The sequence below is a fragment of the Georgenia sp. M64 genome, assembly GCF_038049925.1.
Taxonomy (GTDB): domain Bacteria; phylum Actinomycetota; class Actinomycetes; order Actinomycetales; family Actinomycetaceae; genus Georgenia.
In genome coordinates, this window is record NZ_CP145809.1 from 3,667,645 (window position 1) to 3,685,702 (window position 18,058).

General features: G+C 72.6%; 17 protein-coding genes. 6 read left to right on the forward strand and 11 right to left on the reverse strand.

Annotated elements, in window-relative coordinates:
- Positions 1-42 precede the first annotated feature (42 nt).
- From AAEM63_RS16265 to AAEM63_RS16280, 4 genes are all read right to left on the reverse strand, one after another.
- On the reverse strand, positions 43-468 hold the full coding sequence (locus AAEM63_RS16265) for a protein-tyrosine phosphatase family protein (protein WP_341359268.1): 426 nt from the start codon (positions 466-468) through the stop codon (positions 43-45).
- Between the two features lie 37 nt (positions 469-505).
- The gene (locus AAEM63_RS16270; RefSeq protein ID WP_341359269.1) at positions 506-883 is read right to left on the reverse strand and encodes a GNAT family N-acetyltransferase; all 378 of its coding nucleotides are present in this window, start codon (positions 881-883) and stop codon (positions 506-508) included.
- A 155-nt stretch (positions 884-1,038) separates the two neighbouring features.
- A complete protein-coding gene (locus tag AAEM63_RS16275; protein WP_341359270.1) occupies positions 1,039-1,308 on the reverse strand; it encodes a DUF1778 domain-containing protein in 270 nt (89 codons plus the stop codon).
- 111 nt (positions 1,309-1,419) lie between these two features.
- Complete coding sequence (locus AAEM63_RS16280; protein ID WP_341359271.1) at positions 1,420-3,012, reverse strand: mannitol dehydrogenase family protein; 1,593 nt, start codon at positions 3,010-3,012, stop codon at positions 1,420-1,422.
- 157 nt (positions 3,013-3,169) lie between these two features.
- Between AAEM63_RS16280 and uxaC the strand changes: the two genes are divergently transcribed.
- Positions 3,170-4,597 carry a glucuronate isomerase gene (gene uxaC / locus AAEM63_RS16285; protein ID WP_341359272.1) on the forward strand — a complete coding sequence of 476 codons (1,428 nt, stop codon included), beginning with the start codon at positions 3,170-3,172 and terminating at the stop codon, positions 4,595-4,597.
- An 84-nt stretch (positions 4,598-4,681) separates the two neighbouring features.
- On the opposite strand, the gene AAEM63_RS16290 is transcribed toward uxaC, so the two are convergent.
- The 4 genes from AAEM63_RS16290 to AAEM63_RS16305 form a co-directional block, all read right to left on the reverse strand.
- Positions 4,682-5,884 carry an acetylesterase gene (locus tag AAEM63_RS16290; protein ID WP_341359273.1) on the reverse strand — a complete coding sequence of 401 codons (1,203 nt, stop codon included), beginning with the start codon at positions 5,882-5,884 and terminating at the stop codon, positions 4,682-4,684.
- A gap of 130 nt (positions 5,885-6,014) precedes the next feature.
- On the reverse strand, positions 6,015-7,115 hold the full coding sequence (locus AAEM63_RS16295; protein WP_341359274.1) for a pectinesterase family protein: 1,101 nt from the start codon (positions 7,113-7,115) through the stop codon (positions 6,015-6,017).
- Positions 7,112-8,506, reverse strand: coding sequence for a pectate lyase (locus tag AAEM63_RS16300; protein WP_341359275.1), 1,395 nt, complete (start codon positions 8,504-8,506; stop codon positions 7,112-7,114). The genes AAEM63_RS16295 and AAEM63_RS16300 overlap by 4 nt, the downstream gene beginning before the upstream one ends.
- 260 nt (positions 8,507-8,766) lie before the next feature.
- A complete protein-coding gene (locus tag AAEM63_RS16305) occupies positions 8,767-9,834 on the reverse strand; it encodes an AEC family transporter (RefSeq protein WP_341359276.1) in 1,068 nt (355 codons plus the stop codon).
- Positions 9,835-10,003: 169 nt separating this feature from the next.
- On the opposite strand from AAEM63_RS16305, the gene AAEM63_RS16310 reads away from it, so the two are divergent.
- The 3 genes from AAEM63_RS16310 (at position 10,004) to AAEM63_RS16320 (ending at position 11,858) form a co-directional block, all read left to right on the forward strand.
- On the forward strand, positions 10,004-11,167 hold the full coding sequence (locus AAEM63_RS16310) for a mandelate racemase/muconate lactonizing enzyme family protein (RefSeq protein ID WP_341359277.1): 1,164 nt from the start codon (positions 10,004-10,006) through the stop codon (positions 11,165-11,167).
- A 71-nt stretch (positions 11,168-11,238) separates the two neighbouring features.
- Positions 11,239-11,469, forward strand: coding sequence for a hypothetical protein (locus AAEM63_RS16315; RefSeq protein WP_341359278.1), 231 nt, complete (start codon positions 11,239-11,241; stop codon positions 11,467-11,469).
- Entirely contained in the window at positions 11,466-11,858 is a 393-nt protein-coding gene (locus AAEM63_RS16320) for a TA system VapC family ribonuclease toxin (RefSeq protein WP_341359279.1), read from the forward strand. The genes AAEM63_RS16315 and AAEM63_RS16320 overlap by 4 nt, the downstream gene beginning before the upstream one ends.
- Positions 11,859-11,992: 134 nt before the next feature.
- On the opposite strand, the gene AAEM63_RS16325 is transcribed toward AAEM63_RS16320, so the two are convergent.
- The 3 genes from AAEM63_RS16325 to AAEM63_RS16335 form a co-directional block, all read right to left on the reverse strand.
- A complete protein-coding gene (locus tag AAEM63_RS16325; RefSeq protein ID WP_341359280.1) occupies positions 11,993-13,351 on the reverse strand; it encodes an extracellular solute-binding protein in 1,359 nt (452 codons plus the stop codon).
- Between the two features lie 101 nt (positions 13,352-13,452).
- Positions 13,453-14,313 (reverse strand): carbohydrate ABC transporter permease, encoded by an 861-nt coding sequence (locus AAEM63_RS16330; protein ID WP_341361398.1) that lies wholly within the window; start codon positions 14,311-14,313, stop codon positions 13,453-13,455.
- 76 nt (positions 14,314-14,389) lie between these two features.
- Positions 14,390-15,328 carry a sugar ABC transporter permease gene (locus AAEM63_RS16335; protein ID WP_341359281.1) on the reverse strand — a complete coding sequence of 313 codons (939 nt, stop codon included), beginning with the start codon at positions 15,326-15,328 and terminating at the stop codon, positions 14,390-14,392.
- Between the two features lie 270 nt (positions 15,329-15,598).
- On the opposite strand from AAEM63_RS16335, the gene AAEM63_RS16340 reads away from it, so the two are divergent.
- Both AAEM63_RS16340 and AAEM63_RS16345 read left to right on the forward strand, forming a co-directional pair.
- Positions 15,599-15,748, forward strand: a complete 150-nt coding sequence (locus tag AAEM63_RS16340) for a hypothetical protein (protein WP_341359282.1) — start codon at positions 15,599-15,601, stop codon at positions 15,746-15,748.
- A gap of 161 nt (positions 15,749-15,909) precedes the next feature.
- Positions 15,910-17,988, forward strand: coding sequence for a DUF6807 family protein (locus AAEM63_RS16345; protein ID WP_341359283.1), 2,079 nt, complete (start codon positions 15,910-15,912; stop codon positions 17,986-17,988).
- The last annotated feature ends 70 nt before the right edge of the window (positions 17,989-18,058 follow it).

Genomic DNA, 18,058 nt, shown 5'->3' on the forward strand with positions numbered 1-18,058 from the left:
CGAGCGAGAGCGGTGTCGCCGAGTGAGAGTGGTGTGCGGGGATCATTCGGCAACAGAGGGATCGTTCGTGGCGAGACCGCCGAAGCGGCGCACGAACCGCCGCTGCCCGGCTGTCTCGACGGCGCGGCGGGCGTAGCGCTCCCGCACGAAGGCGACGGCCTCGCCCGGCGGGACGCCGTCGAGGACTGCCAGGCAGGCCAGGGCGGTACCGGTGCGCCCGAGGCCGCCGGCGCACGCGATCTCCACGCGCTCCGTGGCTGCCCGCTGCCACGCCTCGCGCAGGGCGTCCGCCACCGCTCCGGGATCGGCGGGAAGCCGGAAGTCGGGCCAGCGCAGCCACCGGCTCTCCCACTGCGCGGGCGCGACCGGTCGCGCGGCGAGGTAGAGCGCGAACTGAGGCGGCGGGCCGGGCGGCAGCGCGCGCAACGACCGGCCCCGGACGAGCCTGCCCGACGGCAGGGCAAGCACCCCTGCCCCACCGGGTTCCCACGCTGCGCCCACGTCCTCACAACCTCTTCGAGCGCCGGAGCACGTCGGCAACCGTCGCCACCTTGATGACGAGCCGATCACTTCCGCCGATTCGCGTGAAGCCGTGGTGCTCGTAGAAGGCACGCGCCATCTCGTCGATCGCGTCCACGACGACCAGCCTGCCGCCGCCGAGCTCGGCGGCCTCGACGACCAGCTCGAGAGCGTCGAGGAGGAGCTCGGCACCAAGGCCTCGACCCTGGAGCTCCAGGTCGACGGCCAGCCTGGCAACCAGGTACGCCGGCACAGAGGTGTACCCCGCCGACATCGACCGCGAGAGTCCGTCCGCCCGGTTCAGCTGCGTGGGAGCGACGGCGTAGTAGGCCCTGACCGACAGGCTTCCCCGCACGGTCCACACGTGGGTCCGGGCGGTGCCCGCCCGCTGTGCCCGGAGTGCCTGCTCCCGGAGCCACAGGTCGAGCGAGGTGCGACCGCATGTGAAGTCGTCGAGTCGGTGCTCCGGCGACAGTGGTTCTGACAGGAAGTGCTGCTCGTCAGACCGACGCGGCCGGTTCATGCACGGTCGAACCGACGACGCCGTGCTGCCGCCCGTGCCAGGGCGGGTGCCTGATCAGCGCGCTCCAGAGTCTCCATCAAGGCGTCGAACTGCTCGGCCGGCATGAGCGTGACGTCCGCCCGGGCAAGCACCCGGCCCGCCTCCGCACGGGCGGCCCGCGTCACGAAGGTCGACACCGGCTCGCGCGACAGCGAGGCGGCGCGACTGAGCAGCGCGCTCGTCTCCTCGTCGACGCGCATCTCCAGCCGCTTGCTCTTCGTCGCCATCTCCACGCCTCCGGCACCAACTGTACGGGAGTTGTACGGCACCTCTCCAGAGGGTGTGGATCACGAGGTCGCGGGCGCTTCTGAATGGCGGCCCCTGAGGTGGCGACGGGGTCAGGGCCGGCGTGCGCTGCCCACCCGCTCCGCCTGGAGATCGGCCACCTGCTCGCGCACGGCGGCGCGGAAGGCGTCGTCGCCGGCGAGGTCGGCCGGGAAGATCTCGCCCAGGTCGAGCAACCGGTCCGCGAGGCCACTGCTCGCAGCGCCACCGGCCGAGCCACCTGCCCCACCAGCAGAGCCACTCGCGGTCCCGTCGGCACGGCCACCACTTGCGCCGGAGTCACCCGACGCCGCAGCCTGCAGCCGGCCGGCGAGCGGGTCGTCGAGCACGAGGTCGCCGTCGGCGGTCCGACTCACGAACACCATCCACGACGCCACCGCCCTGGCCACCTGGTGCGGCACGGCGCCGCCGGCGAGCCGGTCGGTCGCGGTGCCGAGGAGGCGCACGGGGAGCTTCTGCGAGCCGTCCATCGCCACCTGGATAGTCGTGTGCCCCGTGGCCGGGTTGGCGAAGCGCTCGAGCACCGAGTCGCGGTAGGCGGACAGGTCGAGCCCGGGCGGCGCGGCGAGCGTGGGGATGACGTCGTCGTCGATGAACGCGGTGACGTCGGCGAGGAGCCGCGGGTCGCCGACCGCCTCGGCGATGGTCCGGTGGCCGAGCACGGCGCCGCGGTAGGCGAGGTAGGAGTGCGAGCCGTTGAGGATGCGCAGCTTCGCGTCCTCGTAGGGGGCGACGTCGTCGGTGAGCGTCGCCCCGGCCCGCTCCCACGCCGGCCGGGGGCCGGCGAAGCGGTCCTCGATCACCCACTGGGTGAACGGCTCGGCCACGACCAGGCCGTGGTCCTCGACCCCGGAGATCGCCTGCGCCTCGGCGCGGTGCTCGGCGGTGGTGGCCGGCACGATCCGGTCGACCATCGTGGAGGGAAAAGTGACGTGGGTCCGCACCCAGGCGGCGACCTCCTCGGCGCGCGGGGCGTCGGCGGCCGTGTGGAAGTCGGCCACGAGGCCCTCGAGCATGGCGCCGTTGTGGACGATGTTGTCGCAGATGACCACGGTCATCGGCCCGGCGTCGTGCAGCGCCCGGCGGGCCAGACCCCGGGCGAGCATCCCGATGGCCGAGCGAGCGGCGGCGTCCTCGGCCCGCCCGGTGCGCAGCTCGGCGGACAGGGCGGCGAGGTCGGCGCGGACGTCGTCGTCGGCCAGGTCGAGCCGGCCCCCGGCACGCCGGTAGCCCTTCTCGGTGACGGTCAGGGTGACGACGTGCGTCGTCGGGGCGGCGAGCCGGTCGAGGACGGCGCCGGTCTGCTCCCCCGGGAAGGAGACGTCGCGCAGCGCACCGATGACCCGCATGGACGCCGTCGGGGCGCCGCCGTGGTCGAGGCCCTTGGTGAGCACCCCGTAGAGCCCGTCCTGGGGGGCGAGCTGCTCCGCCACCCGGGGCGAGCGCTGGGTGACGGCGTGGATGCCCCAGGTGGTCTCACCCGCGGCAGCCATGGCGTCCTCGGTGTAGACGGCCTGGTGGGCACGGTGGAAGGCACCGACCCCGAGGTGGACGGCACCGACGCTGACCTCCCGCGGGTCGACGGCGGGGCGGGCGACCGCCGCGGGCAGCCGGTCGAGGGTGGTGAGGTTCAGTCGCGCGGTCATGGCGGAGAGCTCCGTCTGGTCGTCGGGTGCGGACCCGGCCCGGGGTACCCCTTCGGTGGGGCCGCCCGTTGCTGGTACGTTGGGCAAGTCACGCGTGCAAGCGCTTACATGCTAGCGCCGGCGCCGCTGTTGCCGCCAGACCCGAGGAGCACTTCGCATGACCGAGCACTGGACCCTGCACCCCGACCGAGCCCTGCCCGCCGGCGAGCTGAGGCCGATCGCGCGGGAGATCTACAGCCACACGGCGCCCCTGCCGCTCGTGTCCATGCACGGGCACGTCGACGCCGCCGTCTTCGCCGAGGACCAGGCGTTCCCCGACCCCGCACAGCTTCTCGTCGTCCCGGACCACTACCTCGTGCGCATGCTCGTCTCGCAGGGCATGACGGTGGCCGACATGGGCGTCCGGCCGGTGACGGCGGACCCGGGAGTCACGGTCGAGACGGACGCCCGCACGATCTGGAAGCGCTTCTGCGATCACTGGCACCTCTTCCGCGGCACGCCGACGCGGTACTGGCTCGAGCACGAGCTCGTCGAGGTCTTCGGGGTGACGCAGCGCCCCTCCGCCGAGACCGCCGACGCGCTCTTCGACGAGCTGAGCGAGCGCATCGCCAGCCCGGCGTTCCGGCCGCGCGCGCTGTTCGAGCGGTTCAACCTCGAGATCCTCGCGACGACGGACCCGGCCACCTCCGAGCTGCCGCACCACGCGGCGCTCGCCGACGAGGGCTGGGGCGACCGGATCGTCCCCACGTTCCGGCCCGACCCGCTGCTGCACGTGACCCGGCCGGACTGGACCGGGCTCGTCGACGAGCTCAGCGCCGTCTCCGGCGTCGACGCCTCGGACTACGCCGGCTACCTCGCCGCCCTGCGCCAGCGCCGGCGGGCGTTCGTCGCCGCCGGTGCCCGCGCCACCGACCACGGCCACCTCTCGGCCGACACCACCGAGCTGTCGGCGGAGGAGGCTGCGCGGATGTTCGCCGCGGCACGCCGCGGGGACGCCACCGACGCCGAGGCCCAGGCCTTCAGCGGGCACATGCTCTTCGAGATGGCGCGGATGTCCACCGAGGACGGCCTGGTCATGCAGCTCCACCCCGGCTCGCTGCGCGACCACGACGCCGCCGTCGCCGCCACGTTCGGCCCCGACAAGGGCTATGACATCCCGGTTTCGACCGAGTACACGCGGTCGCTGCGGCCGGTGCTCGAGGCGTTCGGGCACCACCCGAGCTTCGGGCTCATCGTCTTCACCCTCGACGAGACGACGTTCTCGCGCGAGCTCGCCCCGCTGGCCGGGGTCTACCCGGCGATGCGGCTCGGGGCGCCGTGGTGGTTCCTCGACTCCCCCGACGGCATGCGCCGCTACCGCGAGGCCGTGACCGAGACGGCCGGGTTCTACAACACGACAGGGTTCGTCGACGACACCCGCGCCTACGCCTCCATCCCCGCCAGGCACGACCTCGCCCGGCGCATCGACGCCGGCTACCTCGCCCGGCTCGTCGCCGAGCACCGGATCGACCTCGACGAGGCCGTCGAGACTGCCGTCGACCTCGCGTACCACCTGCCGAAGGCGGCGTACCCGGCGCTGCGGTGACGCCGGGCTCCCGTGCTGCCGCGGGCTGGCGCCCGGTCTGCCGCTAGGTCGGCCGGGTCGCCGGGGTCAGCCAGCTCGCCGGCGTCAGCCGGCGAGGGAGCGCTCGAGGAACGCGCCGACGCGCTCCTGCGCACCCACGCTGAACACGTGACCGCCGGGGAGGATCGCCTCCTCGAGTGAGCCGGCCGCCCCCGGGAACCGCTCCCGCAGCTCGGCGTGGGCGGCGCGGACGCCGTCGGGCGGGAAGAGCTCGTCGCCGTCGAAGGACAGCACGAGCAGGTCGTGCGCGCCCCGCGCGGCAGCGATCTCCGGCAGCCCCGTGCGGTGCAGCAGGCCAGGCGTGGCCAGCAGCCACGAGTGGGCGTCCGCGAAGGCCGGGAACAGGGCCGCCGTCGTCGTCATCATGGCGACGACGGCGCTCGCGCGGACCTGCGGGTCAAGCGCCGCAAGCGTGGCGGCGCGGCCCCCGCCGCCGGAGAAGCCGGCCGCGCCCGTGCGCGCCGGGTCGACGCCCGGCAGGGCGCGCAGGACTGATGCGGCGACGAGGTCGTCGTGGGCCACCATGCCCGCGAACGAGGTCCCGAGGAGGCCCGCGGCCTTGGCGACGACGTGCTCGTGGAGGCCCGCGGCGACGTCGTAGGCCGCGTCGTCGGGCTGACCAGCCTCGGCCACCGCGGTCGCGGCACCGGCGCGGTCGGGGTCGGTCGGGGCGTCCGCCCCGGCGAGGGCCGCCACAGCCAGGGAGCCCTGCGCGGCGATGCTGGCCGGCGGCGGGTCGAGGACGAAGCGCCGCGAGCCCCACCCGAAGGTGTCGTGGGCGAGCACGACGAACCCGCGCCGGGCGAGGTCCTCGGCGAACGCCCGGCCCTCGTAGAGGTCGCGGCGGAGCTGCTCGGCGACGGCGGTGGGTTCGGGCGTCCGGACCAGCCGTTCCGCGCCGACCGACTTCACGCCCGCGTGGCAGTGGAGGAGCAGGACGCCGGGCAGGGGCCCGTCCGCGCGGGCCGGCCGGACGGTCCAGGCGCGGGTGGGTGGGCCGACGCCGGTGGACCACTCGAGCTCGGCGACCGTCACGCCGTCGCGGTCCCACTCCCGCACGGTGCGCACCACCGGAGCGGGACCGGGCGCGGGGACACCGAGAGCGGCGGCGAGGCGGGTGGTGAGGGCGTCGCCGTCGAGCAGCCGCCGGCCGGTGAGCCAGGCCGGCCAGTCCTCGTAGCCGCCGATCGCGCTCGGCCTGGCCGTCATCGTCACGAGCACTCCTCGGTGGTGGGCGTCGGGCGTCACGATGTCACGATCCCGGGACAGCGCGGCGCCCGACCCAGACTGCCCGCCGCGAACGTGTCGCGGCGGGCAGCGGGTCGGCCTGCGTTCGACGTGACCGGGCTCGCGGGCGGGCGCCGGCACGTCACACCCCTCAGCGGCCGGTCGTCGGGTCCCACCCGTCGTCGCCGGCGAGGTAGTCCGCCACCTCGTACGAGGCGGCCGCCTCGTCGTCGAGCTGCGGCCGGTCGGCGTTGATCTCGGCCCCGGGACCCCAGTTCCGGTACTCCAGGGCACGCCCGTCGGCCCAGTCCTTGCCCGACATCGACGTCCACGGGTCGTCCTTGATGTGGTTGCCGAGGAACGAGTCGCGCACGACCACCTGCGGCTCCGCCGTCGGGTAGCTGCTCGGGCGCCACGGGCGGCCGAGGAAGTAGCTGTCGGGCCCGGCGTTCGAGATCAGCCTGCTGTCGGTGATGAGGAAGCCGAGCCAGTCCGCCGAGGAGGTGCTGGGCGCGACGATGTAGCCGCTCGGGTCGCTGTCGCGCCGGAGCGCCTTGATCGTCGAGTCCTCGATGACGGCGGTCGCGCGGCCGAAGATGAAGTCCACGTCGCCCTCGATCCAGGAGTCGTGGACGTACACCCGCGCCGGTGTGGTCGCGTTCGGCGAGTCCAGGTAGAGCGTGTCCTGGTTGCCGAGGAACCGGACGTCGTCGAAGACCATCCGGTCGGCCGTCGTCTTGACGGCGACGGACTGCCGGTTGGTGATCTCCGGGTGGGCCTGCTCGTCGAAGGCGTTCTCGAAGGTCACGGACTCGGCGGTGAAGCCGGCGCCGGCGAGCGTCACGGTGGCGCTGCCGGTGGTCCCGTAGGTGCCGGAGCCGTCCGGCTTGGGCGTGCCCGCGGCGTTGTCGTAGGTGATGACGACATCCGCGGGGTCGCCGGTGGCGCCGACGAACGACAGGTTCGGCTTGTCGCGGCCGACCTTGACGACCTCGCGGTAGACGCCCGGCTGGATGACGATCTCGACGCCCTCGGTGGAGCCGGCAGGTGCGGCGTCGACCGCGGCCTGCACCGTGGTGACGTCACCGCTGCCGTCCTGGGCGACGACGATGGTCGTCCCTGCTGCGGCGGCGTCGAGGGCCGGCGTGGCGTCGAGGACCGGCCTCGCGTCGTGGGCCGGCGTGGCGGCCGATGCGGGCGCGGCCAGGAGGCCGGCGCTCACCGCGGCGGCGGTGACGAGGAGGCGCCTCATCGCAGCACGCCCGCGCCGGCCTGGAGCTCGACCTTGGCCTGGACGGCCGGCGTCGGCTCGATCCGGCCGTGGAGCGTGGGGTCCCAGCTCGCCGGGGAGGGGATCCGGTCCTCGGCCTCGGCGTCGGCGTTGTACAGCTCGAGCGCGGAGACCCAGCTGCCGTCGATCATGGTGCCGGTCTCCGTCATCGCCTCGCCGCGGGACAGGTCGGTCCACAGCGCGATGATGTCCGCGGGGTCGGAGCCCTCGGCGAGCTCGACGTAGTTGTTCTCGGCGACGATCTGCGACTCGCGCCCGACGCCCCAGTAGTAGCTGAAGCCCTCCGACGTGGTCTGCGTGTAGAGGTTGTTGTAGACGTGCACCTGCCCGTAGCGCACGCGCGGGGCGCGCTGGCCGATGTCGGTCCAGTGGTTGTGGTGCAGGGTCACGCGCAGGGTGCCGCGGTCCTGGGTGCGTCCGTCGGAGGAGCCGATGAGCATGGTCTTGTCGTGCTCGCCGAACTCGTTGTACGAGACCGTGACCAGGTCCGAGCTGTGGGTGAGGTCGAGCAGGCCGTCGTGCACCTCGTAGGGCCGGCCGTAGACCGTGTCCAGCTGCGACGGCGGGATCGCGCCCGAGTCGAGGGTGTTGTGGTCGATCCACACGTGCGTGGACGTCCAGACCGAGATGTTGTCGTAGCGCGAGTTCCAGTTGCCGGCGCCGGTGTCGCTCGGGTCCCACTCGGGGAAGCAGTCGGTCGAGTCCGAGACCGTGAGGTTGCGGACGATGACGTTGTCGGCGTCGCGGATCCGCAGGTTCGCCCCGACGATCCGGGCGTCGTCGCCGACCCCCACGAGGGTGGTGTTCGAGCCGATGTGCTGCTGGGTCTGGGCCGCCTGGGCGCTCGCGGCCTCGTCCTGGTGGTCCTGGAGCGCCTCGCGCTCCCCCTCGCTGACGGTGTAGGCCCAGGTCTGCGGGTCGAACGCGGCGATGTACGCGTCCTGGCTGAAGCCGGTCGCCTCCTCGAACGTCTCGCAGGTGGTGAGCGTGCCGTCCGCGCGCTCGAAGGCGTTGAGCTCGCCCTCGACGTAGATGATCTTCGCGGTGTCGTTGTCCCGAGCACCGGAGCCACCGAGGGCCGCCTGGAGCTCGGCCCAGGTGTCGACGTGGAAGACGTTCTCCTCGGTGGCGGCCGCGCCGCCCGTGGTGCCGCCCTCCGCGGCCGCCCAGCCGTCGTTCTCGCCGAGGACCGCCCGACCGAGGTCCCCGCGCGGTTGACCGACCCCGAAGGTGCCGTTGTCGCCCCGCTCGTCGGGCTTCTCGGCCGACGCCGGGGCGCCGAGGCCCAGGACGATGGCCGACGTCGCCGCCACGAGGGGCAGCAGCGTTCTGGTGGTGCGTCGTACCTGCATGTGACGAACTCCCTTGTCCGTGCTCACGCCACCGTTGGCGTAAGCGCTTACGCGTTAACCCTGACACAGGGGGCAGAGCGACGGCAAGAGGTGGAGGTCGGCGGGCTCACGATGTGGATGGTGAGCCACGCGCGGCTGCCTGGGTGCGGGGTGCCGGGTGCCGCGTGCCGCGTGCGGGGTGCCGGGTGCCGGGTGCCGCGCGCCGGGTGGCCATCTGCGGGCGGCGCGGCACGTCGTCCGGACCTGCCGCCGCCCGGCCTTCAGCCGAGGAGGACCGAGACGACGACGATCGCCGGCAAGGCGAGGACCGTCGTGAGCAGCACGGTGCTGCGGGCCAGGCCGCGCGACTCGTCGTAGTTGACGGCGTAGACGTAGATGTTCTGGGCGGCGGGCAGCGCCGCGATGACGGTGAGGGCGAGGAGCTCACGACCGGAGAGACCGAGCAGGCTCCCGACGCCGAAGGCCACGGCCGGGTGGACGGCGACCTTGAGCGCGGTCGCGAGCAGGACGTCGCGGGAGAAGTCCGCCACGCCCAGGCGCATGCCCCGCAGCGACATCCCGAAGACGAGGAGGGTGAGCGGGACCGCGGCCCCGGCCAGCAGCGACACGGGCTCGGTCACCCAGTCGGGCAGGTCCAGGCTCAGCAGGTTCGCGGCCAGGCCGAGCAGCGACGCGACGATGAGGGGGTTGCGCAGCGGCCTGGTCCACCGTGCCAGGCGGGCGCGGCGGTCGGGGTGGTCGGCGCCGGCAGCGCCCACGCGACGGTCGGCGTCGCCCTGGCTCGCGGCGCGCGGCCGGTCTGCCAGGTCCGGACGATCGGCCCGGTCCACCCGGTCAGCCCGGTCAGCCCGGTCAGCCCGGTCAGCCCGGTCAGCCCGGTCAGCCCGGTCAGCGACGATGTCGAGCACGGCCAGGGCGACGGGCGCGGCGAGGACGAGCTGGAAGAGCAGGACGGGTGCGACGTAGGAGGCGTCCCCGAGCACGTAGAACGCGATCGGGATGCCGAGGTTGGCGCCGTTGACGTACGACGACGCCAGGCCGCCGATGACCAGCTCACCGGTGCGACGCCCCCACCACCGGGCGACGACCACGAACACCAGGGCCACGATCGTGCTCGAGAGCGCCACCCCGACGAGCAGGAGCGAGAGCACCGTCTCGACGGGCGCGTCGAGGAGCGTGGTGAACAGCAGCGCCGGCGAGGCGTAGGTGAACGCGACCTTCGCCAGCACCTCCTGGCTCCCGGGCGGGAGCGTGCCCCGCCGGGCCGCGAGGTATCCGATCGTGACGAGGACCAGCAGGATCGCGAAGCCCGTGAGGATCCCGCCCACACCGTCTCCCGTCGTCCTGTCGTCTGCCGGCGACCGGCTGGACCCGCCTGTCGTCGGCCGGCGCACGGCCGGACCCGGTCGCCGGTGGTGGCGGCGCTCCCACCGGCGCATGTGAAAGCGCTTCCGCTAGGCTACACGAATTCAGTCGCCAGCCCGCCGGGAGACCACGATGCGCATCGTCGACATCCGGGAGCGGACGCTCCCCATCAGCTCGCCCATCCGCAACGCCTACATCGACTTCTCGACGATGACGCTGAGCCTGGTCGCCGTCGTCACCGACGTGGTGCGCGACGGCCGGCCGGTGGTCGGGTACGGCTTCAACTCCAACGGCCGTTACGGCCAGGGCGCGCTCCTGCGGGAGCGGTTCATCCCGCGCGTCCTCGCCGCGGACCCGGCGTCCCTGGTCGACGACGACGGCACGAACCTCGACCCGCACCGCATCTGGGCGACGGCGATGACGAACGAGAAGCCCGGCGGGCACGGCGAGCGCTCGGTCGCCGTCGGCACGCTCGACATGGCGGTGTGGGACGCCGTCGCCAAGATCGCCGACCGGCCGCTGCACCACCTGCTGGCCGAGCGGTACGGCAGCGGGACCGCGGACCCGCGGGTGTTCGTCTACGCCGCGGGCGGCTACTACTACCCGGGCAAGGACGTCTCGGCGCTCCAGGACGAGATGCGCGGCTACCTCGACCGCGGGTACCGCGTGGTGAAGATGAAGATCGGCGGCGCCGGGCTGGGCGAGGACGTGCGCCGGATCGAGGCGGCCCTCGACGTGCTCGGCCCGGGCCGGCAGCTCGCCGTCGACGCCAACGGCCGCTTCGACCGCGACACCGCCCTCGCCTACGCCGACGCCCTGAGCGCCTACGACCCCTTCTGGTACGAGGAGCCCGGCGACCCCCTCGACTACGCCCTCAACGCCGCCGTCGCCGAGCGCTACGCCGGGCCGCTCGCCACCGGCGAGAACCTCTTCTCCGCCCAGGACGCGGCCAACCTGCTGCGTTACGGCGGGATGCGCCCGGACCGTGACTGGCTCCAGCTCGACTGCGCCCTGTCCTACGGGCTCGTGGAGTACCTGCGGGTCCTCGACGTCGTCGGCGAGCACGGCTGGTCCGCGAGCCGGTGCATCCCGCACGGCGGCCACCAGATGTCGCTCGCGATCGCCGCGGGGCTCGGGCTCGGCGGCAACGAGTCCTACCCGGACCTCTTCCAGCCCTTCGGGGGCTTCCCCGACGGCGTCGCCGTGGTCGACGGCTACGTCACCCTGCCGGACCTGCCAGGCATCGGGTTCGAGGGCAAGAAGGACCTCATCGAGGTCATGCGCTCCCTCGCGTAGGGGGTCGCGCTCCGCCTGCGACCTGTGCATCCAGCCTTCTGCATCATAGGTGCATCACCTATGATGCACCCATGCGCACGACGATCGACCTCCCCCCGGCAGTGCATCGTCGGGCTCGTGAGCTGGCGGCTCAGCGCGGGAAGTCCCTCTCCGCCGTCCTCGTCGACCTCACGGTCCGGGGCCTGGCGCAGCTGGACAGCCCGGTCGAGCTCCTCACCGACGAGCAGACCGGCCTGCCGGTCCTCTCGCTCGGACGGCGCATCACCTCCGCCGAGGTGGCAGACGTCCTGGACGACGAGTGAGCCCCTGTCTCCTCGACGCCAACGTGCTCATCGCCCTGGTGGTCGCGGAGCACGAGCACCACGACCGGGCCGGCCACTGGCTCGCGAGCGTTCCCACCTTCGCCGTGTGCCCGGTGGTCGAGGGCGCACTGGTCCGCTTCGTGCTGCGGATGGGCGAGAGCACCGCCACCGCCACAGCCCTGCTCGAGCGGATCACCGCGCACCCGCGGTGTCTCTTCTGGCCCGACGACATCTCGTACAAGGATGTTGCTCTGACCGGCCTGCAGGGCCACCGCCAGGTCACCGACGCCTATCTCGCCGAGCTCGCCGCCGCCCATGGCGGAAAGCTGGCCACCTTCGACCGGGCACTGGCCGCCCTGCGCCCTGAGACCACCCTCGTCATCCCCTGACCAGTCATCCCCTGACCCGCACACGGCGACGGCGCCACCCCCTCGCGGGAGTGGCGCCGTCGTGGCACCCGGTCCGGACAGCCGGTGCCGGTCCGCGGTCGGCGCCGGCTGCTCGCCGACGCCGACCCTGTGGATCAGCCGGTGACCGAGGCGGCCTCCTCGATGAAGGCCTCGGCGGCGGCCATGGGCTCCATCTGGCCGAAGAGCACCTGCTCGTTGTAGCGAGCCAGGATCGCGGCGACCTCACCGGCGCCGACGGGCGGCGGGGCGGGGGCGTCCTCGATGTCGGCGCTGACGTCCTCGATGAACTCGGCCGCGTACTGCTCGGCCTCGCCCAGCTCGGGCAGGATCGCCGCACGCACGTCCTCGTTCGCGGGCAGGCCACGGTCGGAGAGGATGATCTTCCCGGCCTCCTCGCTGTTGAGCATCCAGTCGATGAACGTGGCCGACGCCTCGGGGAACTCCGTCTCGGCCGACATCGAGATGGCCATCGCCGGCTTGAGGTACAGGCCGGTCCGGTCGAACTCGGTCTCGCCCGGGTAGCGCAGCATCTCCAGGTCGCGGCCGGCGGCCGAGGAGATCGCCTCGAGCTGGTTGGTCCAGAACCGGGCGACAGCGGCGCGGTTGGTCGCGATCAGGGACTGCTCCGGACCACCGGCGTCGATCTCGAGCGCCTCGCTGGCCGGCGGGGCGCCGCCGTCCTCGATGATCTGCAGTGAGCGCTCCCACAGCTCGGCGATGAGCTCGGCGTCGACGGCGATCTCACCGTTCTCGTCCCAGAGCGCCTGGCCGTGCTGGCGGGCCCAGATCGACAGGTCGGGCTCGATGAATCCGTAGTCCTGGGCGCCGTAGCCCTCGGTGTTCTCCGCGATCTGCACCATGAGGTCGTGGTACTCGTCCCACGTCCAGGTGGTGTCGTCCGGCATCTCGACGCCGGCCTCCTCGAAGATCTGCGGGTCCGCCATCATCACGCGGACGTTGACGCCGGTGGGGATGCCGTACAGGCCGCCGTCCAGCTCGCCGGAGGAGACGAGCGCCTCGTCCATCGCCGAGGTGTCGATGTCGTACTCGCTCAGGTCGGCCAGGACCCCGCGGTCGGCGTACTCGCGCAGGTAGCGCTCCTCCTGCATGAGCACGTCGGGCGTGTCACCACCGGCGGTCTGGGTGGCGAGCTTGTCCCAGTAGCCGCCCCAGTCCGTGTAGTCGGGCACCACGGTGATGTCGGGGTGCTCCTCCATGAAGGCGTCGATGAGGTCCTGGTTCAGCTGGTGGCGGGTGTCCGAGCCCCACCAGGAGAAGCGGATCTCCGCCTCGCCCTCACCCCCGGCGGCCGTCTCGCCGCCGGCGGCGGAGGTCTCCTCGGCGGCGCCACCCTCGGCGTCCTCCTCGAGGTTCTCGGCCTGGCCGCACGCGCTCAGCGCCAGCGATCCGGCCATCACCAGGGCCGCCGCCTTGAGGACGGTGCCGCGTCGGTTCGTCTTGTTGAGTCTCATCATCTTTTCCCTGTGCGGTTCGCAGGACGGCAGAGCGGCCACGGTGCGGCCCTCCGGCCGGGGACCTTCGTCGGTCCCCGGGCTTGCTGTGGTGCGCATGGTTACTTGATCCCCGTGGTCGCGATCCCCTTGACCAGGTAGCGCTGGCCGAAGAGGAACACGAGGAAGAGCGGCAGGAGCGAGATGACCGACATCGCGAACATCGGTCCCCACGAGCTCTCGCCGGTGGAGTCCAGGAACGTCCGCAGCGCGATCGGGACGGTGTACATGTCCGGGTCGGTGAGGAAGATCAGCTGGCCGAAGAAGTCGTTCCACGTCCAGATGAAGGTGAAGATCGCCGTCGTCGCCAGCGCCGGCAGCGAGAGCGGGAGCATGATCTGGAAGAAGATCCGGATGTGGCCCGCCCCGTCGATTCGGGCCGCCTCGTCCAGCTCCTTGGGGATGCCCCGGAAGAACTGGACCATGAGGAAGACGAAGAAGGCGTCCGTGGCCAGCAGCTTCGGCACGATCAGGGGCCAGAAGGTGTTGATCCAGCCGAGCTCGGAGAACAGCACGTACTGCGGGACGATGATGACGTGGATCGGCAGCATGATCGACATGAGCATGATCCCGAACCACAGCCCGCGGAGCCGGAAGTTCAGCCTCGCGAAGGCGTAGGCGGCCAGCGAGGTGGACACGAGGTTCCCGATCACCGACCCGGCCACCAGGATGAAGGAGTTCATGAGGTAGTGGCTGAACGGGTTGAGCAGGGCGGTCCAGCCGCGGCCGTAGTTCTCGGCGGTGGTCTGGCTCGGGATGAGGCCGGGCTCGCGGAAGATGAGGGCGTCCGGCTTGAAGGAGCTGGCCACCATCCACAGCAGCGGGTAGATCATCGCGAAGCCGGCGAGGATCAGCAGCGCGTGCTTGACCAGCGACCGGGCTCGACCGCCCCACTCACCTGAGGGGCGCGCGCCGTCGGGCATGGAGTCGGCGATCTCGGTCAGGGTCTCCGGGCGCCGGGGCTCGGCCGGCGTCAGGACCTCGGATGCGGATGCGCGGTCAGTCATTGTAGAAGACCCAGAACTTGGAGGCGTAGAAGTTGATGGCGGTCAGGCCGGCGATGATGACCAGCAGGAGCCACGCCATCGCCGACGCGTAGCCCATGTCCAGGGCTGCGAAGCCGCGCTGGTAGAGGTAGAGCGTGTAGAAGAGCGTCGAGTCGACCGGTCCGCCCGTCCCGTTGCTGACGATGTAGGACTGCGTGAAGCTCTGGAACGCGCCGATGACCTGCAGGACGAGGTTGAAGAAGATGATCGGCGTGAGCATGGGGATGGTGATCGAGATGAACTGCCGCACCTTCGAGGCGCCGTCGATCGAGGCGGCCTCGTAGTACATCTCCGGGATCTGCCGCAGGCCGGCCAGGAAGATGATCATCGGTGAGCCGAACGTCCAGACGTTGAGGATGATCAGCGTGCCCAGGGCGGTGTCGGGGTTGGAGATCCACGACTTGCCCTCGACGCCGACCAGCGCGAGGACCTGGTTGATGAGGCCGTTGCTGCCGAAGATCTGGCGCCACAGGATGGCGACGGCGACCGAGGAGCCCAGCAGCGAGGGCAGGTAGAAGACGGACCGGTAGATCGCCAGGCCACGCAGGCCGCGGTCGAGCAGGAGCGCCAGGCCGAGGGCGGCGGCGAGCTGCAGCGGGACCGAGACGAAGACGTAGACGAAGGTCACCTTCAGCGAGGCGAGCAGGCGCGGGTCCTCGGCCATCCGCTGGTAGTTCTCCAGCCCGATGAAGTTCGGGTCGGAGAGCAGGTCGTAGTCCGTGAAGGACAGGTACAGCGACGCGACCAGCGGCCCGGCGACGATGAGCACGAGACCCACGAACCACGGTCCGAGGAAGAAGATCGCGTACTTGCCGTCGTTCTTCTCACCGGGGCTGAGGCTCCGGGCGCCCTTCTGCCTGCGTAAGGTGCTGAGCTCAGAGAGCGCGGACATGACCCTGCCCTCCTGCTGCGGGACGGGCGACGTCGCGCCGGCGTCCCGCGGTGGGGGTGCGGCTCATGCGTCCTCCTCGGTGGATCGTCGTTGATGAACCCGGGGGCGGCCCGCGCACGTTCATGGGGCCGATGGAAGTAGGTAAGCGCTTCCACTATGCGGCCCGGGACAGTGTGGCGTCAAGCACAGCTCAACGGCGAGACGCGATCGTGACCAACTTTCGCCGGGCCGGCTGGGTACTTGCCGCCGGACGCGGCGCGGCGCGGCGCAGTGCGGCCAGCACACCCGGCCGCCCAGCGCGGCCAGCGCGGCCAGCGCGGCCAGCGCGGCCAGCGCGCCCTGCCTGCCCAGCGCGCCCTGCCGGCCCAGCACGCCCTGCCGGCCCAGCGCGGCGCCGCCCGGCAGGGTGTCGCTCCATGACGTGCGGCGGCAGGTCGCACTGCACTGCCGTGCAGGTCGCACTGCACCCTCGCCCATGCCGTCAAGGACGTCCCTCACCCGCGCTACGCTCGGCAGGAGGCTCCACCTCCGCGGAGCCGTCCTCGCTTGACATCCCCACTGAGGGCGGAAACGCTTTCGCCATGGTTGATGCCGCCGTACCCGAGCCCGCCCGCCCTCTGCGCGTCGCCGTCGTCGGAGCGATGGGCTACGGCGTCAACCACCTGCGCGCCCTGCGCGGGCTCGCCGCCGAGGGTCGGGCCGTCCTCGTGGCGGTCGTCGACCGCCGTCCGCTCGAGGGCGAGGCCGCGGAGCTCGCCGGCGACGCCGCCTACCACCAGGACCTCGCCGACGTCCTGGCCGTCGACCCGCCCGACATCGTCACCATCGCCACCCCCATCCCGTCCCACGCCCCGCTCGCCACGGCGGCGATGCGGGCCGGGTGCCACGTCCTGCTGGAGAAGCCCCCGACGGCCTCCCTCGCCGCGTACGAGGAGCTGCTCGCCGTCGCCCGGGAGACCCGCCGTGCCTGCCAGGTCGGTTTCCAGGCCAACGGCTCGAGCGCCTACGCCGTCATCGACGAGGTCGTGGCCGACGAGGAGATCGGCGAGGTCACCGGCATCGGTGTCGTCGGTACGTGGGTGCGGCCGACCTCCTACTTCGAGCGCGCCCCGTGGGCCGGGCGGCGGCGCCTCGACGGGGTCGACGTCGTCGACGGTGTCGTGACCAACCCCCTCGCCCACGCCGTCGCCGCGGCCCTGCGGATCGACGGCTCCACGCGCGCGGAGGACGTCGCCGTCGTCGAGGCCGAGCTCTTCCGCGCCAACGACATCGAGGCCGACGACACCTCCTCCGTGCGGATCATCACCACCGGCGGGCGCAAGATCGCGCTCGGGCTGACCGTGTGCGCGGCCGAGGCGTCCGAGCCGCGCGTCATCGTCCACGGCACGGACGGCCAGGTGGTCTTCCGGTACAAGACCGACGAGGTGGACGTCGACGGCGTCTCGGGCCGGCGCACCGTCACGTGCACGACGACGCCGCTGCTGACCAACCTCGTCGACCACCTCCACGACGCCGACGTCCCGCTCCTCAGCTCGCTGGAGGACGCCGGCGCGTTCATGCGCGTCCTCGAGGCCGTGCGCACCGCCGACGAGCCGGCGCCGATCCCGGCCGCACTGGTGGACTGGCGCGAGGGCGAGGAGGGCCGCCACGTCGTCGTGCACGACGTCGAGCACTGGTGCGCGCGGGTGGCGGACGAGCTGCGCACCTTCACCACCCTCGGTGCGCCGTGGGCGCCCGCCCACGCCGCGCTCGCCAGGCTGACCGTCGACGGGGCCGACGTCGCGACCTACGTCGACGGCGCCGGCACGTCGGCGCTGGACAGCCCCCGCCCTCACCTGCACCCGGTACGCACCCTTGCCGGGGTGTGCGTCACCGACGTCGCGCCGTCGGACCACACGTGGCACGCCGGCGTCGGGCTGGCGGTGCAGGACGTGGACGGCAACAACCTGTGGGGCGGGCGCACGTACCTTCCCGGGCGCGGGTACACCTGGCGGCCCGACCACGGCCGGATCACCCACGAGGGGTGGGTGGAGCCGCCGACAGGTGCGGTGCAGCCTGACGTCGGGGGCGCCGAACCGGCCACCGGCGCCGAGGCCTCCACGGGCCGCGCCGTCGAGGGCCTCGCCTGGCGGGGTCACGACGGCACGGTGCTGCTCACCGAGACCCGCACCCTGACGTGGACCGCGGCGCCGGAGGGCTGGGAGCTCGGCGTGGAGTCGGTGCTCACCGCCGACGGAGCCCCCGTCACGCTCGGCTCACCGGGCACGAACGGTCGCGAGGGCGGCGGCTACGGCGGTTTCTTCTGGCGGCTGCCGTCGTGCACCGACGTCGACGTGCACACCCCTGAAGCCGCCGGCGAGGAGGCCGTCCACGGCACGGTCGCCCCGTGGCTGGCGTGGTCGGCGAGCACGTCCGGCGGGAACTTCACGCTGGTCCTGGCGGGCGCGACGTCCGAGACCGCCGCCGACCCGTGGTTCGTCCGCGTCTCGGGCTACCCGGGGATCGGCTCGGCCCTGGCGTGGGAGGAGCCCGTGGTGGTGACGCCGGGCAAGCCCCTGACTCGCGCGTTCCGGGTGCTCGTCGCGGACGGACGGTTGTCCGGCGAGGCGGTGGCCTCCGCCGGTGCGCGCCTGGCGACGGGGGCGTCCGCGCCGGCCTGAGACGGCTCGGCGCCCGGGCGCCGGGGCGGTGTCACGAAGTCGTCCCGCGTCCGCGGAACCGCAACGCCGC